Raw genomic sequence first — 16296 nt, 5'->3', positions numbered from 1 at the left:
CTCAGAGCGCGGCGAGCCGCTCGTCGAGATGCGCGCGCTGGGCCGCGACGGCGACCGCCGCCGTGCCGCCCGCGCCCGAGCGCGACGCGATCGAGCCCTCGACGGTGAGCACCGCGCGCACCTCGCCGGTCAGCCGCGGGTCGATCGCGGCGTAGTCGGCGTCGCTCGGCTCGTGCAGCTCGAGGCCCACCCGCTCGCAGTGCGCGACGAGGGCACCGGAGATCTCGTGCGCCTCGCGGAAGGGCACGCCCTGACGCACGAGCCAGTCGGCGACGTCGGTCGCGAGCGAGAAGCCCTGAGGGGCGAGCTCGGCCATGCGCGCGGTGTCGAAGCGAAGCGTCGCGACCATGCCCGTGAACGCCGGCAGAAGCACTTCGAGAGTCTCGACGGCGTCGAAGACGGGCTCCTTGTCCTCCTGCAGGTCGCGGTTGTAGGCCAGCGGGAGCCCCTTGAGCGTCGTCAGCAGACCGGTCAGGTCGCCGATCAGGCGGCCCGCCTTGCCGCGCGCGAGCTCGGCGATGTCGGGGTTCTTCTTCTGCGGCATGATCGACGACCCCGTCGAGTACCCGTCGTGCAGGGTCACGAACGCGACCTCGCGGGTGTTCCAGAAGATGATCTCCTCGGCCAGCCGCGAGAGGTCGATGCCGATCTGCGCGGCGATGTACGCGAACTCGGCGACGAGGTCGCGGCTCGCCGTGGCGTCGATCGAATTCTCGGTCGGGCCCGAGAAGCCGAGCTCGGCGGCGACGATCGCGGGGTCGAGTCCGAGCGAGCTGCCGGCGAGCGCACCGGAGCCGTAAGGCGAGCGGTCGGCGCGCGCCCACCAGTCGCGCAGGCGCTCGATGTCGCGCACGAGCGGCCACGCGTGGGCGAGCAGGTGGTGGGCCAGCAGCACCGGCTGCGCGTGCTGCAGGTGCGTGCGGCCCGGCATGACGGCGTCGGAATGCCCGTCGGCCTGCTGCGCGAGCGCCTCGACGAGACGGCGCACCTCGGCCGCGATCGCCCGGCCGTGGTCGCGCAGGTACATCCGGATGAGCGTGGCGATCTGGTCGTTGCGGCTGCGGCCCGCGCGGAGCTTGCCTCCGAGCTCGGGGCCGACCTCCGCGAGGAGAGCGGTCTCGAGCGCGCCGTGCACGTCCTCATCCTCGGGGCGGGGCTGCAGGTCGCCCGCCCGCCAGCGGGACTCGAGCGCATCGAGCGCGTCGCGCATCCGTCGCAGCTCGTCGGCGTCGAGGTAGCCCGCCGCCGCGAGAGCGCTCGCGTGGGCGCGGCTGCCGGCGAGGTCGTAGGGGGCGAGCTGCCAGTCGAAGTGCGTCGAGCGGCTCAGGCGCACGAGCTCAGGTGACGGGCCGTCGGCGAAGCGGCCGCCCCAGAGCGAGCCCTCGTTCGTCGCGCCGCTCATCGGGCGCCCTCTGGCGAGGCGGCGGGCAGGGCCGCGCCGAGCGATTGCCGGAGCAGCCACACCAGGAGCGCCTTCTGCGCGTGCAGACGGTTCTCCGCCTCGTCCCAGACGACCGACTGCGCACCGTCGAGGACGTCGGCCGTGACCTCGTACCCGCGGTAGGCCGGGAGGCAGTGGAGGAAGAGGGCGTCGTCGGCAGCGAGAGCCATGAGCCGGGCATCCACCCGATAGGCGTCGAAGAGGGCGACGCGCGCCTCCTTCTCCTCCTCCTTGCCCATCGAGACCCACGTGTCGGTCACGACGACGTCGGCCCCCTCGACCGCAGCGGTCGCGTCGGTCGTGACGACCACCGAGCCGCCCGTCTCGGCCGCGCGGGCCTCGGCATCGGCGACGACGCGCGCCTCGGGCGCGGCCGCAGCGGGGGCGGCGATGCGCACGTGCATGCCCGCGGTCGCGCAGGCGAGCAGGTACGAGTGAGCCATGTTGCTCGCACCGTCGCCGAGGAAGGCGACCGTGAGGCCGGCGAGTGCTCCGCGGTGCTCGCGGATCGTCTGCAGGTCGGCGAGCAGCTGACAGGGGTGGAAGTCGTCGCTGAGCGCATTGATGACGGGCACGCTCGCGTTCGCAGCCATCTCCTCGAGCCCCGAGTGGGCGAAGGTGCGCCAGACGATCGCGGCGACCATGCGCTCGAGAACGCGCGCGGTGTCGGCGATCGACTCCTTCGCGCCGAGCTGGCTCTCGCCCGACTGGATGACGAGCGGCTGCCCGCCGAGGTCGGCGATGCCAACCGTGAAGCTCACCCGCGTGCGCGTGGAGGTCTTGTCGAAGTAGACCGCGACCGTCTCGGGGCCCGCCAGCGGCCGCTCGGCGAAGCGGTCGGCCTTGAGCCGGTCGGCGAGGTCGAGGATCTCGGCCTGCTCGGCGGGGCTCAGGTCATCGTCGCGCAGGAAGTGGCGCACGGTCACGGCCGTCGCGGATGTGGTGGTGGTCACGTTGCAGCCTCCAGGCTCGCGGAGAAGATGGTCAAGAAGTGCTCGATCTCGCCGTCGCCGATGATGAGCGGCGGGGCGAGACGGATGCTCGACTCGTTCGCGGCGTTCACGATGAGACCGCGGTCCATCGCCGCGGCGACGACCGCGCTCGCGACCGGCCGATCGAGCCCGACGCCGAGCAGCAGCCCGCGACCGCGCACCTCGGTCACGAGGGGCGAGGCGAGAGCGAGGATGCCCTCTCGCAGCTGCTCGCCGCGTCGGGCCGCGTTGCGCACCAGGTCGGAGCGCTCGATCTCATCAAGAACGGCACTGGCCACGCCCGTCGCGAGCGGGTTCCCTCCGAAGGTCGATCCGTGCTGGCCGAGCGAGAACAGCTCGCTCGCGGCGCCGATCGTGACGAGCGCCCCGATGGGGATGCCGCCGCCGATGCCCTTCGCGAGGGCGATCGCGTCAGGCACGACGCCCTCGTGCTGGAACGCGAACCAGTCGCCGGTGCGGCCGGCGCCGGTCTGAATCTCGTCGACGATGAGCAGCGCCCCGTGCCGTGCGGTGAGCTCGCGCGCAGCGGTGAGAAACCCACCGGGCAGCGGCACCACCCCCGCCTCGCCCTTGATCGGCTCGAGCACGAGCGCCGAGACGTCGTCGCCCATCGCCGCCTCGAGGGCGTCGAGGTCGGTCGGCAGGTGCTCGACCCCCGGCAGCATGGGCTCGAACGGCGCGCGCAGGCTGGGCTTGCCGGTGAGCGCGAGCGACCCCATCGTGCGACCGTGGAAGGCCTGCTCGAAGGCGAGGATGCGTGGCCGACCGGTGCGGCGGGCGAGCTTGACGGCGGCCTCGATCGCCTCCGCGCCGGAGTTCGCGGGGTAGACGCGCCCCGACTCCCCCGCGCCGGTGAGTCGGACGAGGCGCTCGGCGAAGCCGACGGCCTGCTCCGTCGTGAAGTAGTTGCTGACGTGCACGAGGCGCGCGGCCTGCTCGCTCACCGCCGCGACGAGGGCGGGGTGCGCGTGGCCGAGCGCGTTGACCGCGATGCCGGCGAGGAAGTCGAGGTACTCGCGCCCGTCGACATCCCACACGGTCGCGCCGACGCCGTGGCTCAGGGCGGCCATGGGAGCGGGGGCGGAGCGCATCGCGACGTGCGCGAACCGCGCGCGCACGGCATCCGTCTGCGGGCCCGCGGCGAAGCCGGCGGGCAGGGCGGCAGGAGCGGAGGCAGCGGTCACGGGGCGACCACCTCCGTGCCGATGCCCGATCGCGTGAAGATCTCGAGCAGGATCGAGTGCGGCACGCGGCCGTCGATGATCGCGGCCTTGGGGACTCCCGCGTCGACGGCGTCGAGGCACGCCGACATCTTCGGGATCATGCCGGACTCGAGTCTCGGCAGCAGCGCGCGCAGCTCATCGGTGTCGATCGTCGAGACGAGCGAGTCGCGGTCGGGCCAGTCGCGGTACAGGCCCGCCACGTCGGTCAGGATCACGAGCTTCTGCGCCCCGAGCGCCGCGGCGAGCGCCGCCGCCGCCGAGTCGGCGTTGACGTTGAGCGACTGGCCGGGCGCGTCGATGTCGGGCGCGATCGAGGACACGACGGGGATGCGCCCCGCGTCGATCAGCTGCAGCACCGCCGCGGGGTCGACGCCCACGACATCGCCCACGAGGCCGAGGTCGACCTCGACCCCGTCGACCACGGTGCCGCGGCGCTGGCCGCGGAAGAGCCCGGCATCCTCGCCGGAGACGGCGGCCGCGAGCGGTCCGTGCTGGTTGATGAGGCTCACGAGCGATCGGCTGATCTGGCCGGTCAGGACCATGCGAACGACGTCCATCGCCTCGGGGCTCGTCACGCGGTACCCGCCGCGGAACTCGCTCTCGATGCCGAAGCGCTCGAGCATCGCCGAGATCTGCGGGCCCCCGCCGTGCACGACGACGGGGCGCAGGCCCACGGTGCGGAGGTACACCATGTCCTCTGCGAAGGCGCGCTGCAGCTCGTCGCTCACCATCGCGTTGCCGCCGAACTTCACGACGACGATCGCGTCGCGGAAGGCCTGCAGCCACGGCAGCGACTCGATGAGGGTCTCGGCCTTCGCGGCGGCGCGCTCGTGCTCGCTCGCCACCTCGTCGGGGGTTCTCAGTTCGCTCATGCCGGCCCCTGTCAGCTCGAGTACGCGCTGTTCTCGTGCACGTAGTCGTGCGTGAGGTCGTTCGTGTACACGGTCGCGAACTCGTCGCCCGCGTGCAGCTCGATGTGCACGGCGATGACGCGGCCGGAGAGGTCGACCTCGTCGCGTGGGCGGTCGGGCGCGCCGGCGTGGCACAGCCGCACCTCGTTGAACGAGACGTCGACCGCGTACGGGTCGAACTCGGCCGCCGTCGTGCCGATCGCGGCGAGCACGCGGCCCCAGTTGGGGTCGTTGCCGAACATCGCGGCCTTGAACAGGTTGTTGCGGGCGACCGAGCGCGCGACCTCGACCGCGTCGTCCTCGGTGACGGCGCCGCTGACCATGATGACGATCTCGTGGCTCGCGCCCTCCGCGTCGGCCTGCAGCTGCGACATCAGCGACAGGCAGGCGTCGGTGAGGAGCCGGCCGAACTCCGCGGTGTCTGGCGTGACGCCGGATGCTCCGCTCGCCATGAGCGTCACCTGGTCGTTGGTCGACATGCAGCCGTCGGAGTCGAGCCGGTCGAAGCTCACGCGCGTCGCGGCTCGCAGCGCCCGATCGAGCTCCGCGGCCGGGAGATCGGCGTCCGTGGTCAGGACGACGAGCATCGTCGCAAGACCGGGCGCGAGCATCCCCGCGCCCTTCGCCATGCCGCCGATCGAGTAGTCGGGGCCCTCGACGACGACCGTCTTGGGTACCGAGTCGGTCGTCATGATGGCGCGCGCGGCATCCGCCCCGCCGTCGGCGGAGAGCGCGCCTGCGGCGGCCGCGACGCCCGCGACGAGCTTCGGGCGGTCCAGCTGCTGGCCGATGAGCCCCGTCGAGCACACGAGCACATCGCCCGCGCTCACCTGCAGCGCATCGGCGACGGCCTCGGCGGTCGCGTGCGTGGTCTGGAAGCCCTCGGCGCCCGTGAAGCAGTTGGCGCCGCCGGAGTTGAGCACGATCGCGCTCACCTCGCCGTCGGCGATGGCCTGCTGCGACCACAGGATGGGGTTGGCCCTCGCGCGGTTGCTCGTGAACACCGCGGCGGCGGCGCGGCGCGGGCCGCGATTGACGACGAGCGCGAGGTCGGCGGCGCCGCTCGACTTGAGGCCGCACGCGACGCCCGCGGCATCGAAGCCGACCGGGGCGGTGACGGTCACGGGGCGAGCCCGTCGAACGGAAGGCCGAGCGTCTCGTCGAGTCCGAGCGCGATGTTGAGCGACTGAATGGCCGCTCCCGCGGTGCCCTTGACGAGATTGTCGATCGCGACGATGACGACCGCACGGCCGGCGTCGGCGTCGACGGCGACGCCCATCATCGCCGTGTTGGCGCCGAGGACGTCCGCCGTCCTGGGGAAGCGCCCCTCGGGAAGCACGTGCACGAAGTGCTCGGTCGCGTAGGCGTCGACCCACGCATCGCGCACGGCCGCGGCGCTCGTGCCGGGCACGAGGCGGGCGGTGACGGTCGCGAGGATTCCGCGGCTCATCGGCACGAGCACGGGCGTGAACGAGATCGTCGGCGACTCGGCCCCGGCGACCGCGAGGTTCTGCAGGATCTCGGGGATGTGCCGGTGCACGCCGCCGACGGCGTACGGCGCGGCCGAGCCCAGCAGCTCGCTCGCGAGCAGCTCGGTCGTGAGCGACCGGCCCGCACCGCTCGGTCCGACGGCGAGCGCGGCGGTGAGGTCGCCCGGCTCGATGACGCCGGCGCGGATGCCCGGGGCGAGCCCGAGCGTGACCGCGGTCACGTTGCAGCCGGGCACGGCGATGCGGCGCGCGCCCGCGAGGGCGTCGCGCTGACGGCCGCTGCCTGAATGCAGGAGCTCGGGGAGGCCGTAGGCCCAGGAGCCGTGCCACTCGCTTCCGTAGAAGCGATTCCAGTCCGCTTCGTTCGTCAGGCGGTGGTCGGCGCCGAGGTCGAGGACGAGGACGTCGTCGGGCAGCTCGGCGGCGAGCGCCCCGGAGGCGCCGTGCGGCAGAGCGAGCACGACGACGTCGTGACCGGCGAGGGTCGCGGCGCTCGTCTCGACGAGGTCGAGCGCGGCGAGCGATCGCAAGTGCGGGTGCACGTCGATGAGGCGCTGACCGGCGTTGGAGTGCGCGGTCGCCGTGCGCACCTCGAGCTCGGGGTGCGCGGAGAGGAGTCGCAGGGCCTCGCCGCCGGCGTACCCGCTCGCGCCGGCGACCGCAACGGAATACGGCATTGCTCTAGCTTAGGAGCCCGCCGGGCGCGCCGCTGACCGGCGGGCGTCGCCCTGCCGGGCGGCCCGATCGTCGCTCGAGGCGCATCCTCACCCGCGGAGCGTCGCCCCGAACCGCTCGGCCGCCCGCGCGACGCCCGCGTTCTTCGCCTCGGTCGCCTCAGCCGCCGTGAGCGTGCGGTCGGGAGCCCGGAAGCGCAGCGCGAGCGTGAGCGACTTCGTGCCGGGCGCAAGCCCCGCGCCTCGGTAGTCGTCGACGAGCTCGGCGTTCTCGAGCAGGTCTCCGGCGCCCTCGGCGACGGCGTCGCGCACGGCGCCCGCCGAGACGTCATCGGCGACGACGAGCGAGAGGTCCTGCGTCGCGGCGGGGAAGGTCGCGAGCGACGTCGCGGCGATCTCACCCGAGCCGAGCGCGATGAGCCGATCGAGGTCGAGCTCGAGCGCGCCGACGCGGCGGGGCAGATCGCGATCGAGCGCCACCTGCGGCAGGAGCTCGCCCGCGTAGCCGATGGTCTCGTCGCCGACGAGGAGCGCGGCGGTGCGACCCGGGTGCAGCGCGGGGTGCGACCCGGCTTCGATGCGCAGGCTCGCGCCCGCGACGCTCGCGATGAGGCGGGCGGCGTCGAGGGCGTCGGCGATGCCCGACTCCTCGGACGCCTGCCCGATTCCGCGCGCGCGTCGGTCGCCGACGAAGAGCGCGGCGATGCTCCAGGGCTGGTGCGGGATGCTCTCCTCGAGCTCGGCGACGGCCTGGTCGCTCGGCCGCGCCGTGCCGAAGGGCACCGCGTCGACGCCGTACGTGCGTCCCGCCTCGGGGCGGAAGACGTGCCCGAGCTCGAAGACGGCGACGTCGGTGAGGCCGCGCGACAGGTTGCGGTGCGCGATCGCGGCGAGGCCGGGGATGAGGCTCACGCGGAGCATTCCCTGCTCGGCGTCGAGCGCGTTCGCGACCCGGACCTGCGCGACGTCGTCGCCGCCCATGAGCCGGTTGTCGGCGCTGCGGACGAACGGGTAGGCGAGCACCTCGGTGAGGCCCGCGGCGGCGAGCGCGCGGCCGACGCCGCGGCGCACGTGCTGCGAGCGCGTGAGGCCGCGCCCGGGAGGGGCCACCGGCAGCTCGGAGGGGATGCGGTCGTAGCCGACGATGCGGGCGACCTCCTCGGCGAGCGACGGGGCGTCGACGAGGTCGGGGCGCCAGCTCGGCGGCTCGACGAGCCAGCCGTCGCCCTCGGGCTTGAGCTTGCAGCCGACCGCGCCGAGCGAGTCGGTGACCTCGTCGAGCGAGTAGTCGACGCCGATGAGGCGGTCGACGAAGCCCTCGGCGAGCGCGATCGACTCGGGGCGCTTGGCCTCGATCCACGCCGAGCCGAGATCGTCGATCGTGCCGCCCGCGTGCTCGACGAGGAGGTCGGCGACGCGCTGGGCGGCGGGCTCGGCGACGAGCGGGTCGACGCCGCGGGCGAAGCGCTTCGACGCCTCACTCGGGAGCTTGTGCCGGCGAGCCGAGCGCGCGATCGACACGGGGTCGAAGTTCGCGGCCTCGATGAGCACGTCGGTGGTTGCGTCGCTCACCTCGGTGCTCGCGCCGCCCATGACGCCGGCGATGCCGATGGGGCCCGACTCGTCGGTGATCAGCAGATCCTCCGCGTCGAGGGAGCGGGTCTGATCGTCGAGCGTGACGAGGGACTCGCCCGGATGGGCGCGCCGGACGGTGATGCCGCCCGTGAGCCGCGCCAGGTCGTAGACGTGGATCGGCTGGCCGAGCTCGAGCATCACGTAGTTGGTGATGTCGACGGCGATCGAGATCGAGCGGATGCCCGCGAGCTGCAGGCGCGAAACCATCCACCGCGGCGTCGGACGGGTCGCGTCGATCCCGCGCACGACGCGCGTGACGAACACGTCGCACCCGCGACGGCCGCGGATGGGCGCCTGGTCATCGACGATGACGGAGTGGCCGAGCCCCTCCCCCACCTCGAGCGCCTTGGCCGGGTCGCGGAAGGACGCGCCGGTCGAGTGGGAGTACTCGCGGGCGATGCCGCGGATGGAGAGCGTGTACCCGCGGTCGGGAGTGACGTTGACCTCGACGGCCACGTCATCCAGCCCCAGCAGGGCGATCGCATCAGTGCCGGGCTCGGCGGAGACGTCGAGCTCGGCGAGGCGGAGGATGCCGTCGTGATCGTCACCGAGGCCCAGTTCGCGCGCCGAGGCGATCATGCCGTCGGAGACGTGGCCGTAGGTCTTGCGGGCCGAGATCGGGAACGGGCCGGGCAGCACCGCGCCGGGCAGAGACACGACGACGAGGTCGCCGATCATGAAGTTGCGTGCGCCGCACACGATGCCGCGCACCTCCGGCTCGCCCTCGACCGTCGTTCCGGTGCGCACCTGGCACCAGCGGATGGTCTTGCCGTTCGACTGCGGCTCCTCGACGAAGTCGAGCACCTCGCCGACGACGATCGGCCCCGTGAGAGCGCCGCCGTGGACGCCCTCCTCCTCGAGGCCGACCTTGACGAGCGCGGCGTGCACGTGATCGGCATCCGTCGCCGAGTCGCCCGAGGCGGGAACGTCGACCCATTCGCGGAGCCAGCTCAGCGGGATGCGCATCAGACCACCAATCCGAACTGCTGCGAGAAGCGCACGTCGCCCTCGACCATGTCGCGCATGTCGCTCACGTCGTTGCGGAACATGAGCGTGCGCTCGATTCCCATGCCGAACGCGAAGCCCTGGTGGACCTCGGGGTCGATGCCCGCCGCACGCAGCACATTGGGGTTGACCATTCCGCAGCCGCCCCACTCGATCCAGCGCGCGCCGCCCGTGAAGGTCGGGTGCCACACGTCGAGCTCGGCGCTCGGCTCGGTGAAGGGGAAGTAGCTGGGGCGCAGCCGGATGCGCGCGCCCTCGCCGAACATGGAGCGCGCGATGTGCTCGAGCGTGCCGCGCAGGTGCGCCATCGTGAGGCCCTTGTCGATCGCGATGCCCTCCATCTGGTGGAAGACGGGCGTGTGCGTCGCGTCGAGCTCGTCGGTGCGGAAGACCCGCCCGGGCGCAACGACGTACACGGGCAGCTCGCGCTCGAGAAGCGAGCGGATCTGCACGGGGCTCGTGTGCGTGCGGAGGACGAGGTGGCGCTCGACGGGGTCGATGAAGAAGGTGTCCTGCATCGCCCGCGCCGGGTGGTCGGGGTCGAAGTTGAGGGCGTCGAAGTTGAACCACTCGTTCTCGAGCTCGGGGCCCTCCGCGACCTCCCACCCCATGGCGAGGAAGATGTCGCTCATCTGCTCCATCATCGTCGTGAGCGGGTGTCGCGCACCGACGGCCTGCTTGACGGGGATGCCCGTCACGTCGATCGTCTCGGCGGCGAGTCGCGCCTGCTCCTCCGCGACGGCCAGCTCGGCTTCGCGCGCGGCGATGGCCTGCTGCACGCGGCCCCTGGCCTGGCCGACGAGCTTGCCGAGCGCGGCCTTCTGGTCGTTCGGCACGTCGCGCAGGCTCGCGTTGAGCTGCGCGAGCATCGAGGCCTCGCCCGCGTGGGCGGAGCGCGCAGCCTTGAGGGCGGCGGTGTCGGGGGCGGCGGCGATGGCGGCGAGAGCCGCCTGGACCGCCGCCTCGACCGCCAACTCGGAGATCTGGGGGGTGTCAGGCACGAGACGAGAGTCTAGCCGCGGGGCGCGACTGCACGGTGATCCCCGGCGCCTATGCGCCCCCGGCGCCCGCCGTGCGGATGACCGTCGTGTCGGCGCTCTCGCCGATCGCCGCGCGCGCGGCGCGGCGCGGCGCTCGGCCGCCCGGCGTGCGCGAGGCGAGCCGACGGGCGAACCACGACAGCGTGAGGTTCACGATGAGGAAGGCGATGAGGGTGATCACGAAGAACGAGAAGCCGTACTGCGAGAAGCCGTAGAACTCCGCGAGGGTGCGCTGGCGCCGCACGAGCTCCTCGAGTCCGACGATGTAGCCGAGCGAGCTGTCCTTGAGCAGCACCACGAGCTGGGCGACGATGATCGGCGTCATCGCTCGGAAGGCCTGGGGGAACTCGATGAGCAGTCGCGCCTTGAGGGGCGAGAGCCCGAGTGCGAGCCCCGCCTCGCGCTGCCCCTTCGGCAAGGCGACGATCCCCGAGCGGAGGGCCTCGCCGATGATCGCGCCGTTGTAAAGAGCGAGACCCATCACGACAGCCCAGTACTGGCTCGTCGCGAAGAGGATGAGGATGAAGAACATCATCAGCAGCACGGGCATACCGCGGAAGAACTCCAGGACGACCGTGACGGGCACGCGGACGACCGCGCTCGCGGAGAGCCGCAGCACCGCGAACACGCTGCCGATGATCACGGCGAGCACGCTCGCGATGACGGCGACCTGCAGTGTCACGAGGAGCGCGTTGCCGAGGGCTGTCCAGACGAGCGGGTCCTGGAAGATGTCCCAGCGCTCGGCATCGAAGAGTCCCTCGCCCGCGAGGGTCGCGACGACCCAGGCGAGGGCGCCGGCGAGCAGCAGGCCCGTGGCGATCGAGGCGATGAGCGAGCGCCGGCGGGCCTTGGGGCCGGGGACGTCGTAGAGGACGGAGGTCATCGCATCACCGCGACCTTCTTCTCGAGGCGGTCCGCGATGCGGCCGAGAGGGATCGTCACGAGCAGGTAGCAGGCGGCGACCGCGAGGAAGATCGCAATCGTCTCGTCGGCGTAGGAGTTCGCCAGACGGCGGCTCGACGCGAAGAGCTCGAAGACGAGGAAGCCGCCGGCGACGGAGGTGTTCTTGGTTAGGGCGATCGTGACGTTGATGAGCGGGGGCACGACCGAGCGCAGCGCCTGCGGGATGATCACGAAGCGGGCTGTCTGGCTGAACGTGAGCCCGACGGAGCGGGCCGCTTCGGCCTGACCGACCGGCACCGAGTTGACGCCCGAGCGGATCGCCTCGGCGTAGAAGGGGGCCGTGTAGAGCGTGAGCGCGATGACGGCGCTGATCTGGAAGTCGACCACAACACCGAGGCGCGGCACGACGAAGACGAGCAGGAAGAACACGAGCGTGAGCGGCGTGTTGCGCAACAGCTCGGTGAAGCCCGTGGCGACCCAGCGAAGGCTCGGCACGGGCGAGATGCGCATCGCCGCGAGCACGACGCCCAGCGGCAGCGCGAGCAGCACCGTGAGCGCGAGCATGCGCAGAGTGGCGAGGAAGCCCTCGAGCAGCACGTCGCCGCTCTCGATGAGGAACTGCACGCGGTTCTCCAGTCGTCAGATGAGAAGGATGGTGCGGGGCGGCCCTGCGGCCGCCCCGCACTCCGGGTGTCGCGGCGAGCGCCTAGTAGCGGTCGACCGACGGCGGCTCGGGCACCTCGAGGACGGTGCCCGCGGTCTCCTCGTAGAGGCGCGCCCACGTGCCGTCCTCGAAGGCCTCCTCGAGCACGTCGTTGATGAACGTGCGGAAGGCGTCATCGCCGATGGGGAGGCCGATGCCGTAGGGCTCCTCGGTGAAGGTCTCGCCGAGCAGCTCGAACTCGCCGGGGTTCTGGTCGACGAAGCCCGAGAGGATCACGTTGTCGGTCGTGACCGCGACGACCTGGCCGTTGCGGAGCGGGTCGAGGCAGTCGCTGTACGCGCCGGCGGCGAGCAGATCGGCGCCGTACTCCTCGGAGATCGTCGCGGCGGGCGTCGAGCCCTCCGCCGAGCAGACCGGGAGACCCTCGAGGTCCTCGGGGCCGGTGATGCCCTCCGGGTTGCCCGCGGCGACGATGATGTCCTGACCGGCGACGAAGTACGGGCCGGCGAAGTCGATGCGCTCCTTGCGGGCGTCGTTGATCGTGTACGTCGCGACGACGATGTCGACCTGGTCGGACTCGAGGAACGACTCGCGGACGGCCGACTGGGCCTCGGTCCATTCGATGTCCTCGAACGCGATGCCGAGCTCGGCGGCGACGAGTGCGGCGATCGCGACATCGAAGCCGACGGGGACGCCGTCGGGGCCCTGGAGGCCGAACAGCGGCTGGTCGAACTTGGTGCCGACGCGGATGGTGCCCGCCTCGGCGAGCTCCGCCATCGTCGTGCCCTCCTCGAACTCCGGGTTCTCGGCGATCTCGAGGCTGTACGGGCCGTTGCCGGTGGCGGTCTCGCCGCCCTCGTCGGGCTCGTCCACGCCGCCGGGTCCGGCGCTGCCGGCCGGGCCGCAGGCCGTGAGGCCCAGGAGCAGCGCGGCGCCCGCCGCGCTGAGGATGGTGCTCTTCCGTGTGATGCGCATGTGCTGTACCCCTTGGTGTCGGATCGAGTGGTGCATTTCGGAATGGGCCTGTGGAACGTGAGCTCAGTGGCTGAGGATTTTGGAGAGGAAGTCCTTGGCGCGGTCGGTCTTCGGGTCGTCGAAGAACGACGCGGGCGGGGCATCCTCGAGGATGCGGCCGTCGGCCATGAACAGGACGCGATCGGCGGCCTTGCGGGCGAAGCCCATCTCGTGGGTGACGACGATCATCGTCATGCCGTCCTTCGCGAGCTGCACCATGACGTCGAGGACCTCGTTGATCATCTCCGGGTCGAGCGCACTCGTCGGCTCGTCGAGGAGCATGAGCTTCGGGTCCATCGCGAGCGCGCGAGCGATCGCGACGCGCTGCTGCTGGCCGCCGGAGAGCTGCGCGGGCATCTTCTGCGCCTGGTTGGCGACGCCCACCCGGTCGAGGAGCTCCATCGCGCGCTTCTCGGCCTCGGCCTTGGACGTGCCGCGCACGCGCATCGGCGCGAGCGTCACGTTCTCGAGGACGGTCTTGTGCGCGAAGAGGTTGAAAGACTGGAAGACCATGCCGACGTCGGCGCGGAGAGCGGCGAGCTGGGTGCCCTCCTCCGGCAGCGGCGTGCCGTCGATGCGGATCTGGCCGCTGTCGATCGTCTCCAGGCGATTGATCGCGCGGCAGAAGGTCGACTTGCCCGAGCCGGAGGGCCCGATGACGACGACCACCTCGCCCTTCTCCACGGTCGTGGAGATGTCCTTGAGGACGTGCACCTCGCCGAACGACTTGTTGATCTGTTCGATCGCGACCAACGGTTCAGCCATCAGTGCCATCCCTTCGTCCTCGGTTAGTGACCAACAGCGGATCGCGGGAGCTTAGCCCGTTGCTGATGTCGTCGGGTTTACACATCCCGAGGACAACGATGAGCGAGCGCATCGACATTGGTGACACGGCTTCACGCTAAGACCCCGAGGTCCGACCGCCGCAGGCCTTGAGCGATTCTTGAGCGAACGGTCGGGCGCGCGAGAGCGCTCAGCGCCTCGACTCGCTGTAGTAGGCGACGGCGCCCGGATGCAGATCGACCGGATCGGTGAAGATGGCCTGCCGCCGGTCGAGGAGAGCCGCCGCCGGGACCTCCGCTGCGATCGCGGACCGCGACTCGAACAGCACGGCGATGACGGCGCGCACGAGGTCGTCCGGGGCGCTCTCCGCGACCATGAGGTAGTTGGGCACCGTCATCGTCGCCGTGGCCTGCGTGCGTCCGTACGCGCCGATCGGGAACTCCGCGAGCCGGTACGCGCCGCCGTGCGCCCCGTTCACGCGGTCGACCGTCTCCGACCCGATCGGCAGCAGCCGGGCGGGCGCGTCGGTGAACAGCTCGGCCAACCCCGGAGTGGGAACGCCGCCCACCCAGAAGAACCCCTCGATCTCGCCGTCGCGGAACGCGGCGATCGACTCCGTCAGCCCCAGGGCCTCGTCATCGACGTCGGTCGGAGCGAGGCCCTCGGCGTCGAGCACCCGCGTCGCCACGATGTTCACACCGGAGCTGGGCGCCCCGAGCGACACAGCTCGCCCGGCGAGGTCGGCGATCTGGCGAATGTCGGAGTCGGAGCGCACCACGACGTGCACGTACTCGTCGTAGAGCCGCGCGACGGCCTGCACGTCGAGCGGCTCGGAGAACGCCCCGACGCCGGCGACCGCATCGGCGGCGGCATCGCTCTGAGCGAAGCCGAACAGGGCGCGCCCCTCGGCGACGCGCAGGAGGTTGTCGACCGAGCCGTTCGTCTCGTCGACCGTCACCTCCGAGCCGAGCCTGCTGGAGAGCACCTCGGCGAGCTGATCGCCGAAGGAGTAGTAGACCCCCGTCACGCCGCCTCCCGCGATGGAGAATCGTTCCGGCGCCGACGTGCCGCCGCATCCGCTCAGCGTCGCGATCGCGATGACCCCGGTCAGTGCGGCCGCGAGCGCCCGGCGAGCCGTTCCCCTCATGACGGCTCCCCGCTGCTCAGCCGAAGGTGCACGGCGAGCCCGCCGCCCTCCGGGGACGCCACGCGGAGCCTGCCGCCGATGGAGTGCAACAGATCGGTCGCGATCGCGAGGCCGAGGCCCGAGCCCGGCGTGCTGCGATTGCGCGGGCTGCGCCAGAATCTCTCAGCCAGGTGCGCGAGCTCGTCGTCCTCGACGCCGGGTCCGTGGTCGCGCACGACGATCTCGCAGCCCTCGGAGGAGTCGGTGACCGAGACCTCCACGCGTGTCGAGGCCGGCGAGAACTTGACCGCGTTGTCGATCACGGCATCCAGCGCGCTCTCAAGGATCGTGCGGTCGGTGACGGCCAGAACGGGCTCGGCCGCATCGGCGACGAGGCTGACGCGGGCCTGCGCGGCAGCCTGCGTCCAGGCCTCCACCCGCCCCCGGACCACGTCGACGACGTCCACCTCCCCGGGCTCGGCTCCGCGCTCGCTGCTCCGAGCCAGATTCAGGAGCGTGTCGAGGATGCGCGTCATCCGCCGCCCCTCCTCACGGGTCTCCTCGACGTCGCGCTCCCACTCCTCGTCGAGACCGGTCGCGAGGTACTCGACCCTCACCAGCAGCGCGTTGAGGGGGTTGCGGAGCTCGTGCGAGGCGTTGAGAGCGAACTCCTGCTGGCGCGACATGACCTTCTCGATCTCCTCCGCCATGCGGTTGAAGATCAGGATCATGCTGCGCAGCTCGGGCGGCCCGGTCTCGTCGGCGATGCGCGCCTCCACCTCGCCCCGCTCGATCGCCTCCATCGCGCGGTCGACGCGTCGGATGGGTCTGAGCACCCAGTTGGCGAGCCGGAACACGACGAGGATGCCGACCGAGGTGGCGAGGATCGCGCCGGCCAGCAGGAGCCCCCACTGCCTCAGGATCGTCTCGCGAGCGATGTCTCCGCTCGCGGTGACCACGACGGCTCCGATCGCCTCCCCGTTGTCGATCACGGGCTCCACCATCACCGAGTCGCTCAGCGCCCACGGGGGCGCCGGTTCCGGAACCTCACCGCGACGGCCGGCGAGCGCGAGCTGGACCTGCGCCGTCGTGGCCTCATCGAGCACACGCTGCTCGTCGGCGCCATCGACCCACGGGGCGCCGGCGCGGTCGATGACGAGCACGCGCGTGCCGTACAGCTCGAAGTAGCGCTCCGCCTCGCTCGCGACGACCTCGGGGCTCCCCGACCGCAGGGCCTGCCGAGCGCTCGTGACGAAGTAGGCGACGTCCCCCAGCAGCTGCGAGATCTGCTCCTGCTGGATGCTGCGCGCCGCGCTCCACGCGTAGGCCCCGCCCAGGACCAGGAGCACGCCCACGAGAGGCACGAGGAACACGACGATGAGCCGTCGACGCACG

14 protein-coding genes are annotated in these 16296 nt (G+C 71.8%); all 14 read right to left on the bottom strand.

Going from position 1 to position 16296, the window contains the following annotated elements; all coding sequences use genetic code 11:
* Position 1 precedes the first annotated feature (1 nt).
* The 14 genes from argH to FHX53_RS06185 all read right to left on the bottom strand — a co-directional run bounded on the left by argH (position 2) and on the right by FHX53_RS06185 (position 16295).
* Positions 2 to 1402, bottom strand: coding sequence for an argininosuccinate lyase (argH, locus tag FHX53_RS06250; protein ID WP_182490475.1), 1401 nt, complete (start codon positions 1400 to 1402; stop codon positions 2 to 4).
* A complete protein-coding gene (gene argF / locus FHX53_RS06245) occupies positions 1399 to 2361 on the bottom strand; it encodes an ornithine carbamoyltransferase (protein ID WP_182490609.1) in 963 nt (320 codons plus the stop codon). Before argF ends, argH begins: the two co-directional genes overlap by 4 nt.
* Positions 2362 to 2390: 29 nt before the next feature.
* The gene (locus FHX53_RS06240) at positions 2391 to 3551 is read right to left on the bottom strand and encodes an acetylornithine transaminase (RefSeq protein WP_343050884.1); all 1161 of its coding nucleotides are present in this window, start codon (positions 3549 to 3551) and stop codon (positions 2391 to 2393) included.
* A 62-nt stretch (positions 3552 to 3613) separates the two neighbouring features.
* Positions 3614 to 4528 (bottom strand): acetylglutamate kinase, encoded by a 915-nt coding sequence (argB, locus tag FHX53_RS06235; protein ID WP_182490474.1) that lies wholly within the window; start codon positions 4526 to 4528, stop codon positions 3614 to 3616.
* Positions 4529 to 4539: 11 nt separating this feature from the next.
* Positions 4540 to 5691, bottom strand: coding sequence for a bifunctional glutamate N-acetyltransferase/amino-acid acetyltransferase ArgJ (gene argJ, locus FHX53_RS06230; RefSeq protein ID WP_182490473.1), 1152 nt, complete (start codon positions 5689 to 5691; stop codon positions 4540 to 4542).
* Positions 5688 to 6734 carry an N-acetyl-gamma-glutamyl-phosphate reductase gene (gene argC / locus FHX53_RS06225; RefSeq protein ID WP_182490472.1) on the bottom strand — a complete coding sequence of 349 codons (1047 nt, stop codon included), beginning with the start codon at positions 6732 to 6734 and terminating at the stop codon, positions 5688 to 5690. The genes argJ and argC overlap by 4 nt, the downstream gene beginning before the upstream one ends.
* Positions 6735 to 6821: 87 nt before the next feature.
* Positions 6822 to 9332, bottom strand: coding sequence for a phenylalanine--tRNA ligase subunit beta (gene pheT, locus FHX53_RS06220; RefSeq protein ID WP_182490471.1), 2511 nt, complete (start codon positions 9330 to 9332; stop codon positions 6822 to 6824).
* Complete coding sequence (gene pheS, locus FHX53_RS06215; RefSeq protein WP_182490470.1) at positions 9332 to 10372, bottom strand: phenylalanine--tRNA ligase subunit alpha; 1041 nt, start codon at positions 10370 to 10372, stop codon at positions 9332 to 9334. Before pheS ends, pheT begins: the two co-directional genes overlap by 1 nt.
* 49 nt (positions 10373 to 10421) lie before the next feature.
* The gene (locus tag FHX53_RS06210; RefSeq protein ID WP_182490469.1) at positions 10422 to 11294 is read right to left on the bottom strand and encodes an amino acid ABC transporter permease; all 873 of its coding nucleotides are present in this window, start codon (positions 11292 to 11294) and stop codon (positions 10422 to 10424) included.
* On the bottom strand, positions 11291 to 11938 hold the full coding sequence (locus FHX53_RS06205) for an amino acid ABC transporter permease (protein WP_182490468.1): 648 nt from the start codon (positions 11936 to 11938) through the stop codon (positions 11291 to 11293). Before FHX53_RS06205 ends, FHX53_RS06210 begins: the two co-directional genes overlap by 4 nt.
* A gap of 82 nt (positions 11939 to 12020) precedes the next feature.
* Positions 12021 to 12953 carry a glutamate ABC transporter substrate-binding protein gene (locus tag FHX53_RS06200; protein WP_182490467.1) on the bottom strand — a complete coding sequence of 311 codons (933 nt, stop codon included), beginning with the start codon at positions 12951 to 12953 and terminating at the stop codon, positions 12021 to 12023.
* A gap of 63 nt (positions 12954 to 13016) precedes the next feature.
* On the bottom strand, positions 13017 to 13757 hold the full coding sequence (locus tag FHX53_RS06195; protein ID WP_425488303.1) for an amino acid ABC transporter ATP-binding protein: 741 nt from the start codon (positions 13755 to 13757) through the stop codon (positions 13017 to 13019).
* A 208-nt stretch (positions 13758 to 13965) separates the two neighbouring features.
* Positions 13966 to 14922, bottom strand: coding sequence for a TAXI family TRAP transporter solute-binding subunit (locus tag FHX53_RS06190; RefSeq protein WP_182490465.1), 957 nt, complete (start codon positions 14920 to 14922; stop codon positions 13966 to 13968).
* A complete protein-coding gene (locus FHX53_RS06185) occupies positions 14919 to 16295 on the bottom strand; it encodes an ATP-binding protein (RefSeq protein WP_182490464.1) in 1377 nt (458 codons plus the stop codon). Before FHX53_RS06185 ends, FHX53_RS06190 begins: the two co-directional genes overlap by 4 nt.
* Position 16296: the final 1 nt, after the last annotated feature.

Origin of the sequence: Microcella alkalica (assembly GCF_014137945.1) — a bacterium.
GTDB classification, from domain to species: Bacteria; Actinomycetota; Actinomycetes; order Actinomycetales; family Microbacteriaceae; genus Microcella; species Microcella alkalica.
The sequence above is the reverse complement of the archived record's forward strand: the minus strand, read 5'-3'. Positions and strand labels throughout refer to the sequence as shown.

Bases quoted from the DNA above. Each gene is read 5' to 3' on its own strand.
- argH (WP_182490475.1), bottom strand. From the start codon at position 1,402: ATGAGCGGCGCGACGAACGAGGGCTCGCTCTGGGGCGGCCGCTTCGCC.
- argB (WP_182490474.1), bottom strand. From the start codon at position 4,528: ATGAGCGAACTGAGAACCCCCGACGAGGTGGCGAGCGAGCACGAGCGC.
- argC (WP_182490472.1), bottom strand. From the start codon at position 6,734: ATGCCGTATTCCGTTGCGGTCGCCGGCGCGAGCGGGTACGCCGGCGGC.
- pheT (WP_182490471.1), bottom strand. From the start codon at position 9,332: ATGCGCATCCCGCTGAGCTGGCTCCGCGAATGGGTCGACGTTCCCGCC.
- FHX53_RS06210 (WP_182490469.1), bottom strand. From the start codon at position 11,294: ATGACCTCCGTCCTCTACGACGTCCCCGGCCCCAAGGCCCGCCGGCGC.
- FHX53_RS06200 (WP_182490467.1), bottom strand. From the start codon at position 12,953: ATGCGCATCACACGGAAGAGCACCATCCTCAGCGCGGCGGGCGCCGCG.
- FHX53_RS06195 (WP_425488303.1), bottom strand. From the start codon at position 13,757: ATGGCTGAACCGTTGGTCGCGATCGAACAGATCAACAAGTCGTTCGGC.
- FHX53_RS06190 (WP_182490465.1), bottom strand. From the start codon at position 14,922: ATGAGGGGAACGGCTCGCCGGGCGCTCGCGGCCGCACTGACCGGGGTC.